The organism is Erwinia papayae (assembly GCF_058241465.1).
Genome location: NZ_JBZCHT010000009.1, coordinates 629,484 through 646,818, shown reverse-complemented (window position 1 = coordinate 646,818; position 17,335 = coordinate 629,484). Strand labels below are relative to the sequence as shown.

General features: G+C 58.7%; 11 protein-coding genes and 2 pseudogenes. 5 read left to right on the top strand and 8 right to left on the bottom strand.

Features of this window, described 5'->3' with window-relative positions:
* Positions 1-24 precede the first annotated feature (24 nt).
* The 8 genes and pseudogenes from flhA to AC3RPL_RS07705 all read right to left on the bottom strand — a co-directional run bounded on the left by flhA (position 25) and on the right by AC3RPL_RS07705 (position 9,828).
* Positions 25-2,106: pseudogene (gene flhA, locus AC3RPL_RS07740) on the bottom strand (flagellar biosynthesis protein FlhA).
* Complete coding sequence (flhB, locus tag AC3RPL_RS07735) at positions 2,106-3,251, bottom strand: flagellar biosynthesis protein FlhB (RefSeq protein ID WP_034935776.1); 1,146 nt, start codon at positions 3,249-3,251, stop codon at positions 2,106-2,108. Before flhB ends, flhA begins: the two are co-directional and overlap by 1 nt.
* A gap of 204 nt (positions 3,252-3,455) precedes the next feature.
* A complete protein-coding gene (gene cheZ, locus AC3RPL_RS07730; RefSeq protein ID WP_034935775.1) occupies positions 3,456-4,100 on the bottom strand; it encodes a protein phosphatase CheZ in 645 nt (214 codons plus the stop codon).
* Between the two features lie 9 nt (positions 4,101-4,109).
* Positions 4,110-4,499 carry a chemotaxis response regulator CheY gene (cheY, locus tag AC3RPL_RS07725; protein WP_034935773.1) on the bottom strand — a complete coding sequence of 130 codons (390 nt, stop codon included), beginning with the start codon at positions 4,497-4,499 and terminating at the stop codon, positions 4,110-4,112.
* Positions 4,500-4,548: 49 nt separating this feature from the next.
* Positions 4,549-5,598 carry a protein-glutamate methylesterase/protein-glutamine glutaminase gene (locus AC3RPL_RS07720; protein WP_490739542.1) on the bottom strand — a complete coding sequence of 350 codons (1,050 nt, stop codon included), beginning with the start codon at positions 5,596-5,598 and terminating at the stop codon, positions 4,549-4,551.
* On the bottom strand, positions 5,598-6,470 hold the full coding sequence (cheR, locus tag AC3RPL_RS07715) for a protein-glutamate O-methyltransferase CheR (RefSeq protein ID WP_034935770.1): 873 nt from the start codon (positions 6,468-6,470) through the stop codon (positions 5,598-5,600). The genes AC3RPL_RS07720 and cheR overlap by 1 nt, the downstream gene beginning before the upstream one ends.
* A 25-nt stretch (positions 6,471-6,495) precedes the next feature.
* Entirely contained in the window at positions 6,496-8,109 is a 1,614-nt protein-coding gene (locus tag AC3RPL_RS07710; RefSeq protein WP_490739541.1) for a methyl-accepting chemotaxis protein, read from the bottom strand.
* A gap of 40 nt (positions 8,110-8,149) precedes the next feature.
* A pseudogene (locus AC3RPL_RS07705) lies at positions 8,150-9,828 on the bottom strand (methyl-accepting chemotaxis protein).
* A gap of 658 nt (positions 9,829-10,486) precedes the next feature.
* On the opposite strand from AC3RPL_RS07705, the gene AC3RPL_RS07700 reads away from it, so the two are divergent.
* The 5 genes from AC3RPL_RS07700 (at position 10,487) to fhuB (ending at position 17,267) form a co-directional block, all read left to right on the top strand.
* Entirely contained in the window at positions 10,487-10,987 is a 501-nt protein-coding gene (locus AC3RPL_RS07700) for an RNA polymerase sigma factor (protein ID WP_490739540.1), read from the top strand.
* Positions 10,984-12,021, top strand: a complete 1,038-nt coding sequence (locus tag AC3RPL_RS07695; protein ID WP_490739539.1) for a FecR family protein — start codon at positions 10,984-10,986, stop codon at positions 12,019-12,021. The genes AC3RPL_RS07700 and AC3RPL_RS07695 overlap by 4 nt, the downstream gene beginning before the upstream one ends.
* 79 nt (positions 12,022-12,100) lie before the next feature.
* Positions 12,101-14,449 carry a TonB-dependent siderophore receptor gene (locus tag AC3RPL_RS07690; RefSeq protein ID WP_490739538.1) on the top strand — a complete coding sequence of 783 codons (2,349 nt, stop codon included), beginning with the start codon at positions 12,101-12,103 and terminating at the stop codon, positions 14,447-14,449.
* Positions 14,449-15,333: an ABC transporter substrate-binding protein gene (locus tag AC3RPL_RS07685; protein ID WP_490739537.1), complete on the top strand. Its 885-nt coding sequence runs from the start codon at positions 14,449-14,451 to the stop codon at positions 15,331-15,333. Before AC3RPL_RS07690 ends, AC3RPL_RS07685 begins: the two co-directional genes overlap by 1 nt.
* On the top strand, positions 15,330-17,267 hold the full coding sequence (gene fhuB / locus AC3RPL_RS07680) for a Fe(3+)-hydroxamate ABC transporter permease FhuB (RefSeq protein WP_490739536.1): 1,938 nt from the start codon (positions 15,330-15,332) through the stop codon (positions 17,265-17,267). Before AC3RPL_RS07685 ends, fhuB begins: the two co-directional genes overlap by 4 nt.
* Positions 17,268-17,335: the final 68 nt, after the last annotated feature.

Below are 17,335 nucleotides of genomic sequence, written 5' to 3'. Positions count from 1 at the left end.
GTAACCACCCTGCCCAACGGCGCATCAGTGGCCACCTATGGTCGAGGTCATGCGGATCTGACGATTATCGGTCAGCTCAAGATTAGAAATCACCATCAGCTGCGGCAGGTTACGACGCAGGAAACGGGCCAGCAGCGCGCGTAATGGATGATTAACCAGCAGCACCGGCGGCGCACCCAGCGCCTCCTGATGGGTCAGCGCACTCTGCGCCTGCGCCAGTAAACGGTCGGCCAGTCCGGGTTCCAGTCCGCCGCCGCCCTGAAGCGCCTAAAGCAACAAACGCTCCAGCGTGGTATCCAGCCCGATAACCTGGGCCTCGCCGTTACCGGGGAACCACTGCTGGGTTATCGCCCGGCCAAGCGCCACACGCACCACCGAGGTCAGCTCGTGCGGATCGTTTTGCACCGGCGCGTGCTCGGCCAGCGTCTCAATAATGGTGCGCATATCCCGGATGGAAACCCGCTCCGCCAGCAGATTTTGCAGCACTTTGTGCAGGGTGGTCAGAGTGATCACGCCGGGGATCAGGTCTTCGGTCAGTTTTGGCATCTCCTGGCTGACCCGATCCAGTAGCTGCTGGGCTTCCTGACGGCCAAACAGCTCACTGGCATGCTGACCAATCAGGTGATTAAGATGGGTTGCCACCACGGTGCTGGCCTCCACCACGGTAAAGCCCTGAATCTGCGCCTGCTCTTTCAGGGCGCTGTCAATCCAGATGGCGGCGAGACCGAATGCCGGATCGACGGTGGCTTCACCCGGCAGCGTACCGGCGGCGGTGCCGGGATTAATCGCCATCCAGCGCCCCGGATAGGCATCGCCACTGCCAATCTCCACGCCTTTCATCAGAATGCGATAGCGGGCTGGCGGCAGCTCCATATTGTCACGGATATGGACCACCGGCGGCAGGAAGCCCATCTCCTGAGCGAATTTCTTACGAATACTGCGGATACGGCCCAGCAGCTCGCCATCCTGCATATGGTCCACCATTGGGATCAGGCGGTAACCCACTTCCATGCCCAGCGAATCTTCCAGATGGACGTCGGTCTAGGAAGCCTCAACGTTGGCTGGCGTTTCAACGGTTTTCACCATGCCACTCTGCGGCTCGGGTTTCGGTTGATTCTCCTTACCACGCAGATACCAGGCCAGCCCCAGCAGGGCGCTGGTAAACAGCAAAAAGACAAAGTTGGGCATCCCCGGCACCAGGCCGAGCATGCCCAGCACGCCTGCACTGAGCATCATCACCCGTGGATTTTTGAACAGCTGGGTCACCATCTGTTCACCCACATCCTGCTCGGTGCTGACGCGGGTGACGATAACACCGGCGGCGGTGGAGATCACCAGCGCCGGGATCTGCGCCACCAGACCATCACCGATGGTCAGCAGCGTGTAGCTTTCTGCCGCGTGGCCAACATCCATACCATGCTGCACCACCCCCACCAGCAGGCCGCCGATAACGTTGATCACCATAATCATGATCCCGGCGACCGCATCACCGCGCACAAACTTACTGGCACCGTCCATCGAGCCGTAGAAGTCCGCTTCCTGGGTCACTTCAGCACGACGTTTTTTCGCCACCTCTTCGCCAATCAAACCGGCGTTAAGGTCAGCATCGATGGCCATCTGCTTACCCGGCATCCCGTCGAGCACAAAACGCGCGCCCACTTCCGCGATACGGCCGGCACCTTTGGTGATGACCATAAAGTTAATGATTACCAGGATAATAAACACCACGATACCGATGGCGAAGTTTCCCCCCACCAGGAAGTGGCCGAAGGCTTCCACCACATGCCCGGCGGCACCTGCTCCGGTGTGCCCTTCCATCAGAATAATACGGGTGGAAGCGACGTTCAGCGCCAGGCGCAGCAGCGTGGAGAACAGCAGAATGGTCGGGAAGGCGGCGAATTCCAGCGTCCGTTGGGTGAACATCGCCACCAACAGCACCATAATCGACAGGGCAATATTAAAGGTGAACAGCAGGTCGAGGATGAAAGCCGGCAGCGGCAGCACCATCATCGACAGGATCATCAGAATCAATACCGGGCCGGCCATCACCTGCCACTGGGTATCTTTAACCTTGGGTAACCGTAATAAGGTGGAAAGAGGAGCCATCAGTCTTTTTCTCCTGGATCAAAATCGAGTGCTTCCGGCACCGGTAAATTATGGGGTTTCTTCGGCGCGAGGCCACCCTCCAGCTTCCAGCGGCGCAGCTGCCAGACCCAGGCTAACACTTCAGCCACCGCCGCATAGAGCGTGCCGGGGATCTGCTGACCAATTTCACTGTGCCGGTAGAGCGCACGCGCCAGCGGCGGGGCTTCCAACAACGGAATACGGTGCTCTTTACCCAGTTCGCGGATGCGTAAAGCAATCTCACCCGCCCCTTTCGCCACCACTTTGGGTGCGCTCATCTTCAGTTCGTCATATTTCAGGGCGACAGAAAAGTGTGTCGGGTTAGTAACAATCACATCGGCTTTGGGCACATCGGCCATCATGCGGCGGCGGGCAGCTGCGCGCATCTGCTGGCGGATACGTCCTTTAACGTGAGGATCGCCTTCCTGCTGCTTGTATTCATCGCGGATATCCTGGCGGGTCATCCTCAGCCCTTTGTAATAGCTGTAGAGCTGCCAGAACACGTCGAATCCAACCATGGGTGCCAGTCCCAGTACGATCAAAATACTGCACAGAGCAATCATGTTGAGGCACTGGGCCAGCGCGGTGTAGGGCGACTCGCTGATCAGTCTGAGCATTTCCGGCCAGTGGTGGCGGATATACAGCCAGGTGATCACCCCGACCAGCACCGCTTTCAGCACCGACTTGAGCAACTCCGCCGCCGTCTGACCAGAAACCAGACGGCCAAGCCCCTTAATCGGGTTCATCTTGCCAAAATCGAACTTAATCGCCTTCCCGCTGATCATCACGCCACCGAGCAGCATCGGAGCGGCAATCGCCACCAGCACCAGTCCGGCCATCATCGGTATCAGCGCAAACACCGCCTGTAACAGCAGGGTGCTCATCTGGCGCAGCATCTGACTGGTGTCACTGACCACCGAGTGATTGAAGTTAAGTCCTTCTGCCAGTAGCTCACCGATTTTATGCGCCATCGAGCCACCGCCAATCCACAGGATGCTCAGTCCCGCCACCAGCATCAGCACCGAGGTCAGCTCGCGCGAACGCGGTATCTGCCCTTCTTCACGCGCTTTTTCAAGTCGGTGGGCCGTTGCGGCTTCGGTCTTTTCCTCTTCGCTGTCCCCGGACACAGCAGCTCACCTTCACAACAGAAATTTTGCTCAGAATGCCAGAACGGCGCAGGAATAATGCGGCGAGTAAACGCGTAAATACGGGGTTATTTGGCTGATAAGCCATGAGTGAATAATCCCACCGGCCAGACAGAGTTCGGGCCGGTGGGTTACAGCGCGCCGGGGAAATCAGCGCAGAGTCAGGCGGTTTTTCGCCCCTGTGGCTTAAAAACCAAGGCTGTCGAGCAGGTCATCCACCTGGTCCTGATTCGCCACCACGCCAGGCGCGGTGCCGTTGATCTGTGGACCATTAAGCAGGCTGTTGGCATCTTTTTTCGGGCGATCCGGCTGGTCAGGAATATTCTCCAGCAGCACCATCAACAGCTGACGCTCAATCTCCTGGATAACATCCATCATGCGCTTGATCACCTGACCGGTCAGGTCCTGGAAATCCTGCGCCATCATGATTTCCATCAGCTGGGCGTTAGTGAAACTGGTATGAACCGGGACGGATTCCAGATAACCACGGGTATCCGAAACCAGCGAGCGGGCATCTGCCAGTTCAATGGGATTTTCAAACCACTCATCCCAGCGTCCCTTCAGCGCTTTTGCTCCATTCTCCATCTCTGTCTGACGCGGCTGAGACGCTTCCACACAGTTCAGCGCACGTTCCGCCGCCTGAGCAGTCATTTGTACGACGTAATCCAGACGGTCGCGGGCGTCAGGAATGGCTTCTGCCGCTTCAGCAATCGCCTGGTCCAGACCCAGCTCACGCAGGCTGTCACGCAACATGCGCGTCAGCGAACCGATTCGGGAGATAATGTCCTGCGCCGAGGCAGCATCAACATTTGGTTTCGGAATAGTGCTCATCTCGGCTCCTTACATACCCAACTTTTCGAAGATTTTACCTAACTTCTCTTCGAGTGTGGCTGCTGTGAAGGGTTTAACAACATAGCCGCTGGCACCCGCCTGAGCAGCCGCAATAATGTTCTCTTTCTTCGCTTCCGCCGTCACCATCAGCACCGGCAGTTTGCCAAGCGTGCCATCGGCACGGATAGTTTGCAGCAGTTGCAAACCATCCATATTGGGCATGTTCCAGTCGGAGATGACGAAGTCAAAACCACCGGCGCGCAACTTGGCCAGGGCATCAACGCCATCCTCAGCTTCTTCAACATTATTGAAGCCGAGTTCTTTCAGCAGGTTACGGACGATACGGCGCATGGTGTTAAAGTCGTCGACCACCAGAAACCGCATATTTTTATCAGCCATAGTTACTCCTGTTTTGTGTAGCCCCGCAGGACGGGCGCTGCGTTATACGTTAAATTCTTAATGCCTGTCCGGCGCTAATTTTCGCCAGCATATGCTGGCTGACCTGGTGCAAATCCACCACTTCACTGGCTCCCCCAAGCGCGATAGCCTCGCGGGGCATGCCAAATACCTCACAGCTCGCTTCGTTCTGCGCGATGGTCCAGGCACCGGCTTTATTCATCGCCAGCAGACCTGCCGCACCATCGTTGCCCATCCCGGTGAGGATTACCCCCACGGCGTTACGGCCCGCAAACTGCGCCACTGATTTAAACAACACATCTACCGACGGTTTGTGACGATTGACCGGCGGCCCGTCATTCAGTTTCACCTGATAGTTGGCACCGCTGCGCGCCAGCTCCAGGTGCATCGCGCCCGGCGCGATATAAGCATGACCGGGCAAAATACGTTCACCGTCTTCGGCCTCTTTCACCGTTATCTGGCAGAGTTTATTCAGCCGCTCGGCAAAAGAGCGGGTGAAACCCGGCGGCATATGCTGGGTGATCAGCAGCGCCGGACTGGTGGCAGGCAGCGGCTGTAATACATGGCGGATAGCTTCGGTGCCGCCGGTGGACGCGCCGATAGCAATCAACTTTTCACTGCTCAGCAGCGGTCCGGCTTTCAGCATCGCCGGTGCCGGTAAAGGGCCACGGGTATAGAGTTTGGCTTTCGCCGCCGCCCGCACCTTATCGCCAATCATCTGGCTGTAGGCCATCATGCCTTCACGAATACCCAGCGAAGGTTTGGTGACGAAATCGACCGCCCCCAGTTCCAGCGCGCGCAGCGTCACTTCGGAACCTTTACCGGTGAGAGAAGAGACCATCACCACCGGCATGGGCCGCAGCCGCATCAGTTTTTCCAGAAAATCCAGCCCGTCCATGCGTGGCATTTCCACATCCAGCGTCAACACGTCCGGGTTGTGCTCTTTGATCAGTTCTCTCGCCACTAACGGGTCCGGGGCGGAAGCAACCATCTCCAGGTCCGGGTGACTGTTGATGATTTCGGTCATCAGCTGACGCATCAACGCCGAATCATCAACACATAACACTTTGATTTTGCCCATCATCTTTCCTTAGTCAGTCCGTAGACCGTCTGGCCGCGCAGATAAAATTCTTTACTGATCTGGCTGAAGTTCTCGGAATGTCCGGCAAACAGTATTCCACCAGGTTTTAGCAGCGGAACAAAACGCCGCAGAATCTTTTCCTGTGTCTCTTTATCGAAATAAATCATCACATTACGGCAAAAAATTGCATCAAACGGCCCCGGCAGCGCCCACTCATTGCCCAGCAGGTTAAGCTGGGCAAAGGTCACCGCATTCGCCAGCTCCGGGCGCACACGCACCATCCCGGAGTGCGGGCCGGTGCCGCGAAAGAAAAAACGCTGCATTTGCTGCGGAGAGAGCGTCCTCAGCTCCTCCTGGCGGTAGACCCCGGCCAGCGCCTTCTCCAGTACCTGGGTGTCAATATCACTGGCATGCACCTGAAATTTTCCCGGACCGCTTCCCAGGGTTTCCGCCAGCGTCATCGCCAGCGAGTAGGGTTCCTCACCGGTTGACGCCGCCGCACACCACACGTTGAAACTGCCGCTGCGCTTTTTCGCGTGCTCGGCCAGAATCGGAAAATGGTGCGCCTCGCGGAAAAACGCCGTCAGGTTGGTGGTCAGTGAATTAATAAACGCCTGCCACTCCGGACTGTTAATGTCGTTTTCCAGCAGCGCCAGATAACGACCAAAATCGTCGATGCCCAACATCCGCAGCCTGCGCACCAGACGGTTATAAACCATCTCCCGCTTGTGGTCGGCCAGCACGATGCCCGCACGCTGATAAATCAGCTGACTGATACGTTTAAAGTGCGCATCAGATAACGGCAGGCGCTGCACCATCTGGGCCAGCAGCGTTGGGTTTTCCTGCGATGCTAATGACGTCGATTTTTTCATGTATTGCCACCCAGCAAAGTACTGATTAAGGGGTTAAAACCAGGCTATTTTCCCTGAATGGTGCCAGAGCAAGCCGGTCAGTGCTCCCCTCAGAGGGGGCGAGTGAAAATTTCTTCACCGCTTGTGTTAAATGGTCCGCCTGCGCTTCCAGCGCTTCGGTTGCGGCGGCTGCCTGCTCCACCAGCGCGGCGTTTTGCTGCGTCACCTGATCCATCTGGCTCACCGCCAGCGCGACCTGCTCAATTCCGCGACGCTGTTCGTCGGATGCCGAGGCAATTTCGCCCATGATGTCATTTACCCGCGTCACGCTCTGCACAATCTCTTCCATCGTTTCCCCGGCCGAGGCGACCAGCGTCGATCCCTGTTGCACCCGGCCAACCGACTCTTCAATCAGTCCTTTTATCTCACACGCGGCCTGAGCGCTGCGCTGCGCGAGACTGCGAACCTCACCGGCAACCACCGCAAATCCCCGCCCCTGTTCCCCGGCACGGGCGGCTTCCACCGCCGCATTAAGTGCCAGAATGTTGGTCTGGAAGGCAATGCCGTCAATCACCCCGGTAATGTCGCCAATCTTTTTCGAGCTGGCGGCAATTTCATTCATGGTGGTCACCACCCTGCCGGTCAGCGCGCCCCCTTTGTGTGCCGTGGTGGAGGCGTCTTTCGCCAGTTGTGACGCCTGGCGGGCGTTGTCGGCGTTGCCGCTTACCGTTGCCGTCAGCTGTTCCATACTGGCTGCCGTTTCTGCCAGCGAGGCCGCCTGCTGTTCGGTACGGGCTGACAGATCATTATTGCCAGAGGCCATTTCACGGATGCCGGTGTGCATTTCGTGGCTGCCATCGCGCACCGCGCTGACCGTGCCGGCCAGTGAGGTTTGCATACTTTGCAGACTGCCAAACAGCTGGCTCAGTTCATTACGCCCTGAGGCATCGATATGCCCCCCCAGGTTCCCCGCCGCAATCCGTTCAAAATGACGTCGCATCAGAGCCAGAGGCCCAATCACCGCTTTTCTCACCCAGATGATGCCCGCCAGGGTTACCAGCAGTGAGGTCACCACCGCCACAATGAAAATCACCTTCGACTGGGTATAAAAACTTTCACCGGCCCGGCTGGCGTGCTCACGCATCTGATCGATATACACCATCCACAGGTTGTACTGAACCTGAAAGCGGTCCTGCTTACCCTGGGTAGGTGAATCAAGAAAATCCTGCAACTGGTTGTTTTGCAGATAAGCAATCAGCTGCGCCAGCTCCCGGGAATAGTTGTCATATTCCGCCTTCATCGCCTGCTTCAGCTGCTGTGCTTCCGGCGTGCTGACCGCAATGGCATCAAATTCCTTATAGGCTTTATCGGCAGCGTTGAGATCTTCCTGAGCCTTTGTCATCAAACTTATTACCTGATCGCGAGGTTTTCCCAGTGCCGCACGCGTTCCGGCACGGCTCAGGGTGACACGGGCGCTGAGCAACGCCGCCCAGCTCTGTCCCAGCGATTCACGCTGATTGCCGCTGACTTCCACGTCGTGCAGGTTACGCGCATCCAGGCGGAAAGAGTTAAAGGAAAGACCACTGCTGACAATCTGCATCAGGCAAAACAGCCCCAGTAAAAACAGAATCACGGTGGCGATACGTATCCGGCTGAACATCAAAATCTCCTGCTTAGTCGCACTTAGCGGCAAAAATGAGTTAAAAGGTTTCCCAGTTATTGTCAGAAACCGGCGCAGCCAGCGCTTTGCGCGGCGCTGCAACCGGCGTCAGCAGGACGTTTTGCTCGCTTCTGCTGTTATTAACGGCCTGAATGACATTTTCTTTACGGATGCGGAACACACTCACCGACTGTGACAGACGACGCGCCTGCTCCTCCAGCGCCGCAGACGCAGTGGCTGATTCCTCCACCAGCGAGGCGTTCTGCTGGGTAACGCGGTCCATTTCGGTCACCGCTGCGCCCACCTGATCGATACCGCGGCTCTGTTCGTCAGAGGCCGACGAGATTTCCCCCATAATGTCGGTCACGCGCGTGACGGCGCTGACAATTTCGCTCATGGTTTCTCCCGCGCTTTCCACCAGTACCGAACCGCTGTCGACGCGGGATACCGAATCCTCGATCAATCCTTTAATCTCCTTTGCCGCCTGGGCGCTGCGCTGTGCCAGATTGCGACTTCACCGGCCACCACCGCAAAGCCGCGCCCCTGCTCCCCGGCCCTCGCCGCTTCCACCGCCGCGTTCAGCGCCAGAATGTTGGTCTGGAAGGCAATACCGTCAATCACGCTGGTGATATCGGCAATTTTCTTCGAGCTACCGGCAATGTCGTGCATGGTTTTCACCACGCCATCCACCACCTTGCCGCCCTTCAGCGCCGTATCAGAAGCACTGCGTGCCAGCTGCGAAGCCTGACGGGCGTTTTCGGCGTTCTGTTTCACCGTGGCGGTCAGCTGTTCCATACTGGCGGCGGTCTGTTCCAGCGACGCCGCCTGCTGTTCAGTTCGTGCGGAGAGATCGTTGTTTCCGGCGGAGATTTCACCCGCCCCGGAATAGATCGCATCGGAGCCGTCGCGCACCTCACTCACCGTACGCACCAGCGACTGCTGCATCTCACGCAGGTTTTGCGCCAGCTGCGCCATTTCATTGCGCCCTTCCACCGCAATCGGATGGGTCAGATCGCCCTCCGCAATGCGGCGGATCTGCGCAATGTTACTGTTCAGAGGATGCAGCAAAATGGTATTTATCCCCCGCCAGACCACGGCGGTGGCCAGCAGGAAGGTGACCAGCACCGTCCACAGCGTCCAGATGGCATATTGATACGCATCGTCATTGGCCTGGCTGCCCTCTGCCGTCAGCTGGTTATTTCTTTCCAGCCAGGCGTTATAGGTTTTGTCGAGACTGTCCTGATAGCTCTGGGTGGGCTGGGCGATAAAGTCGTTAAAATTGCCGTTTTGCAGCATGACAATCAGAGAAGAAAGAGCGTCGTGAAACTGCTGATACCCCGCCTGGAGGGCTTTAACGTTCTCCGCATTTCTGCCTTTTTCTGACAGACTGGCATTAAACACCGCCAGCGATTTGTCTGCTGCGTCCAGGCTCTGCTGCGCCTGCGTCACCAGTTCGTTGACCGTGGCTCCGGAGCCAGCCTGCTTCGCATCCAGCAGATAGCGAATTCCGGCTCGGTTCAGCGTGTTGCGGGTCTGGATCAACGCAATCCACGCGCTGCCCATCGCCTGCTGTAACGTGCGCAACTGCTGATTGAACTGAAAGTTTTTCTTATCATTATGTACCGTGTTGTAAAACAGTCCGCCGGTTCCTGACTGAAGAACAGCAAATAACACCAGCACACCGGCAAGACCGGTGACGACTTTTATACGCTTGAACATAACCACCTCAGAACAGGGTCAATTGACCTTCTTATCGGCAGCCGGTGGGGGATCTTTATCCCGTAAACCACCGGTTGCTGCCTTCCCGACCAGTTAGCTGGTCAGGGCTCGGGTAAGAATCGTCTGACACCCCATACGGGCGGCTCCTGACATGATGCTGAGAGGGCCACCGCCGTTCGGCGGCTGCGCCAGCAACAGGACTCAACAGAAATATTTATATACAGCATAGTCAGGGAATAAGCGCACGGCGACGGGTTCAGGCAGGCGCATGCGCACAGAGACACGTTTGCAGCTACGGTGCTGAATCAGGCTGTTTCGTCTGTATCATCCCGGAAACGCCTCCGTAGCTTGCCTGGGGCTAACCGGTATCCATACACCTGAGGAGAGCGAGAACACTTCTTTAGCTGATATCAGCTCCCCTGGCGTACGTTACCCGGGGTGGATCCAGTCCTGCAATGCACTGTTCACCTGGTTATCTACTGGTTTAGCGCGATCTTCGCCCGACAGCACTCGTGTTGACCGCGAATTCTTTTCACTCGCCCTTCCCCCAGTTATTACTATATGATTGCCGCCGGTAGTTAAGAACGATAATTATTTTCATTCAAATCTCCGTCTCTTTTTCATCTCCGCAGAAATGCGCGGTTGCCGGGAAGCCACATTGTCAGCGTTTGAGCGTTACTACACCGAACTTTTCCGCTTTTTGAGCGGCAAGCTGCGGGATAAATACCTCGCGGAAGAACTCACCCAGGAGACATTCAGCCGCGCGCTGGCCTCCCCGGAACAGGTTTCCTCACATCGTGGCCTGCTCTACCGTATCGCCAGAAATCTGCTGGTCGACCTTTATCGTGTGCAAAAACAGCATGAAGATGCCCCGGATATGGATGCTGACGACCTGCCTGCCCCGGGCCACGAACAGCCCGACAGCCTGCTGGAGAACCAGCAGTATATCGACCATATCGTCGCCGCCATTGAGCAGATGCCACCCCGTTGCCGCGAGGCTTTTATCCGCCATCGTATTGACGGCCAGTCGCAGAGTGAAGTCGCCGCCAGCATGGGAATTTCAATCAACATGGTGGAAAAGCACATTATTCGCGCCATGCTGGCCTGCCGCGCGAGCCGTGAAAGCAGGCAGGATGAACCAACAGGGAGGCCACAATGATGACGCAAGACGAGCAGGCGATTGCTGAACAGGCGATTCGCTGGCTGCTTCGCCAGCAGGAAGGCATGACCGTAAGCGAAAAGGAGGCGTTCCGGCGCTGGCTGCAGAACCCTGCCCACCGGGCGGAGTATCAGGATCTGACCATCCTGTGGCAGCAAACGGCGGCCATTCCCGCCGATGCGGTGAGTCATCTGCGCCCTGGCCCGGTTCGCCGCCGCTTCTGGCGGCCGGTGGTGTACGGCTGCGCGCTGCTGATACTGGCGGCGGTGCTGTGGTTGCCGCTACGCGCTGAGTTCAGCGCTCCGGTTTACAGCACAAGCTGGCAGACCGCTCGCGGCGAGATGCGCAGCGTCGATCTGCCCGACGGCAGCAAAATTTCGCTGGATGCCGGGACACAGCTGACCGTGCGCTATTACGCCAGCCGCCGGGAAGTGCAGATGGCGCAGGGGCAGGCCTTCTTCCAGGTTGCACATAATCCGCAACGGCCCTTTGAGGTGTTGAGCGGCCCGTCGCGGGTGACCGTCGTGGGCACCGGGTTCAGCGTGCGCTACCTGCCGCACACCATGAGCGGCGACGGCACCGAGGTCGCGGTCAGCAGCGGCGCGGTGCGTATTGGCCCACGCGGCCGCTGGCAGAATGGCTGGTGGCGGGCCATGCAGCATCTTCATTTGCCGCAGGCCAGCGCGCACCTGGCCGTGCTGTACGCTTCCGAACGTGCTACCGGCGACGCCGAAGGGCGGCTGATCGCGCGCACCACGCTGCCCGCAGAGAGTATTGCCGCCTGGCGCAATGACCGCATCGTACTGAACAACACGCGGCTGGATATGGCGCTGGCGGAATTTGCCCGCTATGGCGATGTGTCAGTCAAAGCGGATTCACCGACCGTTGCCGCGCTGAGGGTGAGCGGAAGTTTCGATACCGACCGTGCCGGAAGCTTTGTGAAATCGCTTCCGCTGGTGCTGCCAGTAAAAATAAAAACCATGAAAAATCAGTCAATTATCATCTCATCCGTCGTTGAAAGAAAAAATAATTAAAAACGACGTCAGGATTTAGCTTCGCGCTGCGTCTTCATAAGAGAATGATTATTATTTACTTTAATTCTGGGGATTATGAATGGCTGCCTTTTCTGCTTTACGTGCGTTTCGTGCACAGCACCTCGCGGTGGTCATCGCCACAGCGCTGCCGGTATCCGGCGCTTACGCGGCGTCAACCCTGTCGGTGTCGCTACCAGCCCAGCCGCTGTCAACATCGCTGACCCAGCTGGCCAGACAGGCTGGCGTTCAACTGATTGCCGCCCCCTCATCGCTGGACGGCAAAATGGCCCCGGCGGTGAGCGGCTCCCTGCCACTGGAGAGCGCACTGAATCGCGTGATGGCAGGCAGCGGACTGGGGTGGAAGCTGACAGGCGGCACCGTCTCCGTTACCCCATCCCCCCCGGCTGACGGCACGCTCACCGTGAGCGCCAACGCCAGTAACGCCGAAGTTGTGCCGCAGCAGACCCTCAGCGCCACCAAAACCGATACCCCACTGATCGAAGTCCCGCAATCGGTGTCAGTGATCACCCGCCAGCAGCTGGATCGTCAGAACGTGCAGACGGTTACTGAGGCACTGCGCTATGTGCCAGGCGTGAAAACCGAAACCTACGGCGTCGATCCCAAGGGCTACGACTGGATCTACATTCGCGGCTTCAACGCGCTGACCACCAATGACTATCGCGATGGCCTGCGCCAGTTAAACAATAGCTACAGCTATTTCCGCACCGAGCCTTATGCGCTGGAGCGTGTGGATATTGTTCGTGGCCCTTCTTCAACCCTGTTCGGCCTGGGCGATGCGGGTGGGATTATCAACCGCATCAGTAAAATACCGGACGCGCGCGGCGTGCATGAAGTGGAAGTACAGCTCGGAAATTTCAATCGCCGTCAGGTGCAGTTTGATATGAGCGACAAGCTGGACGAAGACGGCGAGTGGCTGTACCGCATGGTCGGCCTGGCGCGCGACAGCGATACCCAGTTCCAGTACCGTGACGGGCCGGACGTGGAAGACAATCGCGTTTACCTGGCGCCAACAGTGACCTGGATCCCGTCGGCGGACACCAGCCTGACGCTGCGCGCCGATTATCTGCGCGACACCTCCGGCGGCACCATCGCTGTTCTCACCACGCCGGGCGGCAAAGTCACCGATACGCTGCTGGGCGACTACAGTTACAACCGCTTCCGCCAGGAGCAGTACAGCGTCGGCTACGAATTCAGCCAGCAGCTGGCGGAAAGCGTTAAGTTCAGCCAGAACCTGCGCTACGGCCAGACCGACACGATTTTGAACAACCTGCTGCCGGGCGATCCGGACTTCACCACGGACAGCGTCTCGCGCAACGCCATCCGGTTCGATGAGCACATGAAGGCCTTCAATCTCGATAACCAGCTGCAGATGGATTTCAACACGGCGACGGTGGCGCACACGCTGCTGGCCGGGGTGGACTACAGCTGGCTGGACGCAAACGCCAAACGCTTCAGCGCGGTCGCCCCGGCCCTGAGCCTGAGCAATCCGCTCTACGGCCTAGATATTGCCGACCCGACCAACGCGGTGAATAACAACGATCAAACGACCCAACAGCTGGGTGTCTATCTGCAGGATCAGATCCACCTGACCGATCACTGGCTGTTAACGCTGGGCGGTCGTCATGACGACATCAGCATGCGCACGCAGAACAACCTCACCGGCAACACCTCGTGGATCGATAAAGATGCCTGGACCGGCCGCGCGGGACTGACCTGGCTGGTCGGCAACGGCCTGGCACCTTACATCAGCTACGCCGAGTCGTTTGTGCCGAACAGTGGTACCGACAGCCAGAACCGCACCTTCGATCCCAGCAAGGCGCACCAGTATGAAATGGGGGTGAAATACCAGCCTGACAGTAACCTGCTGATGACCCTGGCCGCATTTGAAATCACCAAATCCAACGTGCTGACCAATGAGATCGTCAACGGCAGCGCAACCGGCTATCAGGTGGCCTCCGGAGAGGTGCGTTCACGCGGTATCGAGTGGGAGGCCCAGACGAAGCTGACGGATAACCTTGATGCGCTGGCATCTTACAGCCTGACCGATGCGGAAATCACCAAAAGCAACAACAGTGACGAAGGCAATCAGCAGGCGAACGTGCCGAAAAACATGGCCTCCGTGTGGGTCAACTATGGTTTCCACCAGGGGCTGCTTGACGGGCTGATGCTGAGTTCCGGCGTGCGCTACATCGGCAGCATGTACGGCGATAACGCCAATACTATCCAGGTGAAGAACGTCACCCTGATGGATGCCGGCGTGAAATACCAGGTGAATAAAAATATTCAGGTCGGCTTCAACGTGCAGAACCTGTTTGACCGTCACTACGTGGGCACCTGCGACGGTGATACCAGCTGCTACCCGGGACAGGAGCGCACCTTTATCGGCTCGCTGAAACTGAACTTCTGATGGCCGGGTTCAGCCGCCGTCGCTGTCTGAAAATGCTGTTGATGCTGCCGCTGGCGGCGCGTGCAGGTCTGCCGACGGTGGACCCGCAGCGTATCGTGGCAATTAACTGGGCGGCGGCGGAAACGCTGCTCAGCATCGGCATCACGCCGCTGGCGATTTCCGATACCGGCTATTTTCGACGCCGCATCCCGCAGCCGGTGTTACCTGACCGCGTGCAGGACATCGGGCCGTTTTGGGAACCCAATATGGAACTGCTTGATGCTCTGCGGCCGTCGCTGATTATCAGCGATGAGCTCGCCGCGCTGGTGATGGCAAAAATGGCGACCCTTGCTCCGCTGGAAACGGTATCGGGCTGGTATACCTCGGGCAATCCGTGGCAGGCGCTGCACGACTGGACGCAGCAAACGGGGCAGCGGCTGGGCGCTGAGGCTGCCGCCACGCGCTGGCTGCAGCAGGTACAGCTGGAGATGAACGATCTCCGCCAGCGGATTAAGGCACATCAGCAGGCACGGGTGCTGGTGATGGTACTGGATCAGGACGGCAAATACGCCACGATCTATGGTAGCGGCAGTCTGGCGGATGCGGTGCTCCGCCAGCTTGGGCTACGCAACGCCTGGCAAAAGGCGGTAAATGCCGCCCATATTGCCCGCGTGCGCATTGAGGAACTGGCGGATCTGCCCTGCGACCGGCTGTTCTTTACCGAATTACCCACCGCGATCACCCGGCTGATGCGGGCAAGGCAGCCCGACGGGCTGTGGCAGCAGTTGCCGCTGTTTAAAAATGACAGTGTCACGCATCTGGAGCATTTTTTCCCCTTTGGTGGCCTCGCTACCGGACTGGCACTCGCCAGGGATATCACCCGGGTACTGGAGGCAGAGATATGAGGTCTGCTACCGCAGCCGTTATCCTGCTTCTCTGCTTTGCCGCCGCCCTGGCCTGCGTGGCTTTCAATTATTTCGCGCTGGTGGCACGCTACCCGTCATCGCTTGCCACTCTTCTGCTGGACCAGAGCTTTCTGCCACGCGTTTTGGTCAGCCTGCTGTGCGGCGCGGGCCTGGCGCTGGCCGGACTGTTGTTTCAGCAGGTGCTGCAAAATCCGCTGGCCGAACCGGGTACGCTCGGCGTGGCCGCCGGGGCTAATCTGGCGATGTCCGCTTCTCTGGTCTTCGCGCCCGGCCTGCTGGCCCTCGGCCTGCCTGTTCTGGCGCTGTCCGGTTCGGCAATCGCCGTCCTGCTATTGATGAAACTCACTGCGGACCACCGTTTTGCGCCGCTCAGCGTGATCCTGGTCGGAATGGTGCTCAGCCTGTACGGCAACGCGCTGAATACCCTGCTGGTGCTGTTCAATCACGATTACCTCAGCGATCTTTTTAGCTGGCAGGCCGGCGCGTTAACGCAAAGCGGCTGGCGCAGCAGTATCGTGCTGGCGCTCGCGCTGTGCGCTGCCCTGATTTTAAGCCTGCTGTTGGTCAGGCCGCTGGCCGTGCTCAACCTGTCAGAGCAGCAGGCCAGCGCGCTGGGGATTTCGGTGCTGAAGGTGCGCATTGCGGCGCTGAGCGTGGCGGTAGTGCTCAGCGCCATTATCACCAGCGAGGTGGGCATAATCAGCTTTATCGGCCTGGCCGCCCCCGCTATCGTCAGAGCCAGCGGCATCCGCCGTTTTCTGCATCAGTTGATCGCCACGGTGCTGACCGGGGCGGTGATGCTGACGCTGGTCGATCAGCTGGCCCTGCACTTTTCTCCCGCCGCCGGGGATATTCCGACGGGTGCGGTCACCGCGCTGCTCAGCGCACCGCTGCTGCTGGTGCTGCTGTTACGCCAGCGGGTGACGGGGTCGCCGGTAGTTCAGCCTGCCGCCCCGACGGTTACGCGGTTTAATACCCGACAGCTGGGCATTCTGCTGTTGCTTTTAGCGCTGGCGCTGCCTGCTTCGCTGTGGCTGAACCGCGAACCGCCGGGTGCGCTGACCACACACCTGCTGGCCTGGCGCTGGCCGAGAATGACCGGCGCGCTCTGTGCCGGAATAATGCTGGCCTGCGCGGGCGTACTGATCCAGCGGCTGACCGGCAACGTCATGGCCAGCCCGGAGCTGACCGGCATCAGCAGCGGCGCCGCGCTGGCGGTGCTGTTGACCGTTCTGTTCACGCCGCTGCCAATGGCCGCCATGCTGCCGTCGGCGATAGCGGGCAGCATAATCACCATGCTGCTGCTGTTGGTGTTTGGCGCACGCAGCCGGTTTAACCCGCAGAAGGTGGTGCTGATCGGCCTGAGCCTGACCAGCCTGGCCGGGGCGCTGAATATGCTGCTGATGCTCAGCGGCGATCCGCGTGCGCTGATGCTGCTGAACTGGAGCACCGGCTCTACCGCCGGGATTAATGCTGAAATGGCGATTGAAGCCCTGATTGCCGCCGTCGTGCTGTGCCCGCTGGCGCTGCTGATGCAACGCTGGCTGCAGCTGCTCGGCCTCGGCCAGCTCACCGCGCAGTCGCTGGGTATCCATTTATCACGCACCAATCTGCTGGTGCTACTGTTAATATCGCTACTTACCGCCGCCGGCACGCTGCTGGTGGGGCCGCTGAGTTTTATCGGCCTGCTGGCCCCGCAGTGTGCCAGGTCGCTGGGCGTGCGGGCATTGCGGCATCAGCTCTGCGCCGCCGCGCTGATCGGGGGAACGCTGATGGTGCTGGCCGACTGGCTGGGGCGCAATATTGCCTGGCACTGGCCGGTTTCCGCCGGACTGTTGACCGCCTTTATTGGCGCGCCCTGGTTTCTGTGGCAGTTTTCCAGAACGGTGAGCCGCCAGACTTCGTGGAAATAGTGACTGGTCAGCATTTCCGCGCCGTCATTGGCCGCTTTCAGCATCAGCTTTTCACAGATTTCCCCATT

Excerpts from the sequence above, each read along its gene's own strand:
- cheZ (WP_034935775.1), bottom strand. The coding sequence starts at position 4,100 with ATGAGCACTATTCCGAAACCAAATGTTGATGCTGCCTCGGCGCAGGAC.
- cheY (WP_034935773.1), bottom strand. The coding sequence starts at position 4,499 with ATGGCTGATAAAAATATGCGGTTTCTGGTGGTCGACGACTTTAACACC.
- AC3RPL_RS07720 (WP_490739542.1), bottom strand. The coding sequence starts at position 5,598 with ATGGGCAAAATCAAAGTGTTATGTGTTGATGATTCGGCGTTGATGCGT.
- cheR (WP_034935770.1), bottom strand. The coding sequence starts at position 6,470 with ATGAAAAAATCGACGTCATTAGCATCGCAGGAAAACCCAACGCTGCTG.
- AC3RPL_RS07710 (WP_490739541.1), bottom strand. The coding sequence starts at position 8,109 with ATGTTCAGCCGGATACGTATCGCCACCGTGATTCTGTTTTTACTGGGG.
- AC3RPL_RS07695 (WP_490739539.1), top strand. The coding sequence starts at position 10,984 with ATGATGACGCAAGACGAGCAGGCGATTGCTGAACAGGCGATTCGCTGG.
- AC3RPL_RS07690 (WP_490739538.1), top strand. The coding sequence starts at position 12,101 with ATGGCTGCCTTTTCTGCTTTACGTGCGTTTCGTGCACAGCACCTCGCG.
- AC3RPL_RS07685 (WP_490739537.1), top strand. The coding sequence starts at position 14,449 with ATGGCCGGGTTCAGCCGCCGTCGCTGTCTGAAAATGCTGTTGATGCTG.
- fhuB (WP_490739536.1), top strand. The coding sequence starts at position 15,330 with ATGAGGTCTGCTACCGCAGCCGTTATCCTGCTTCTCTGCTTTGCCGCC.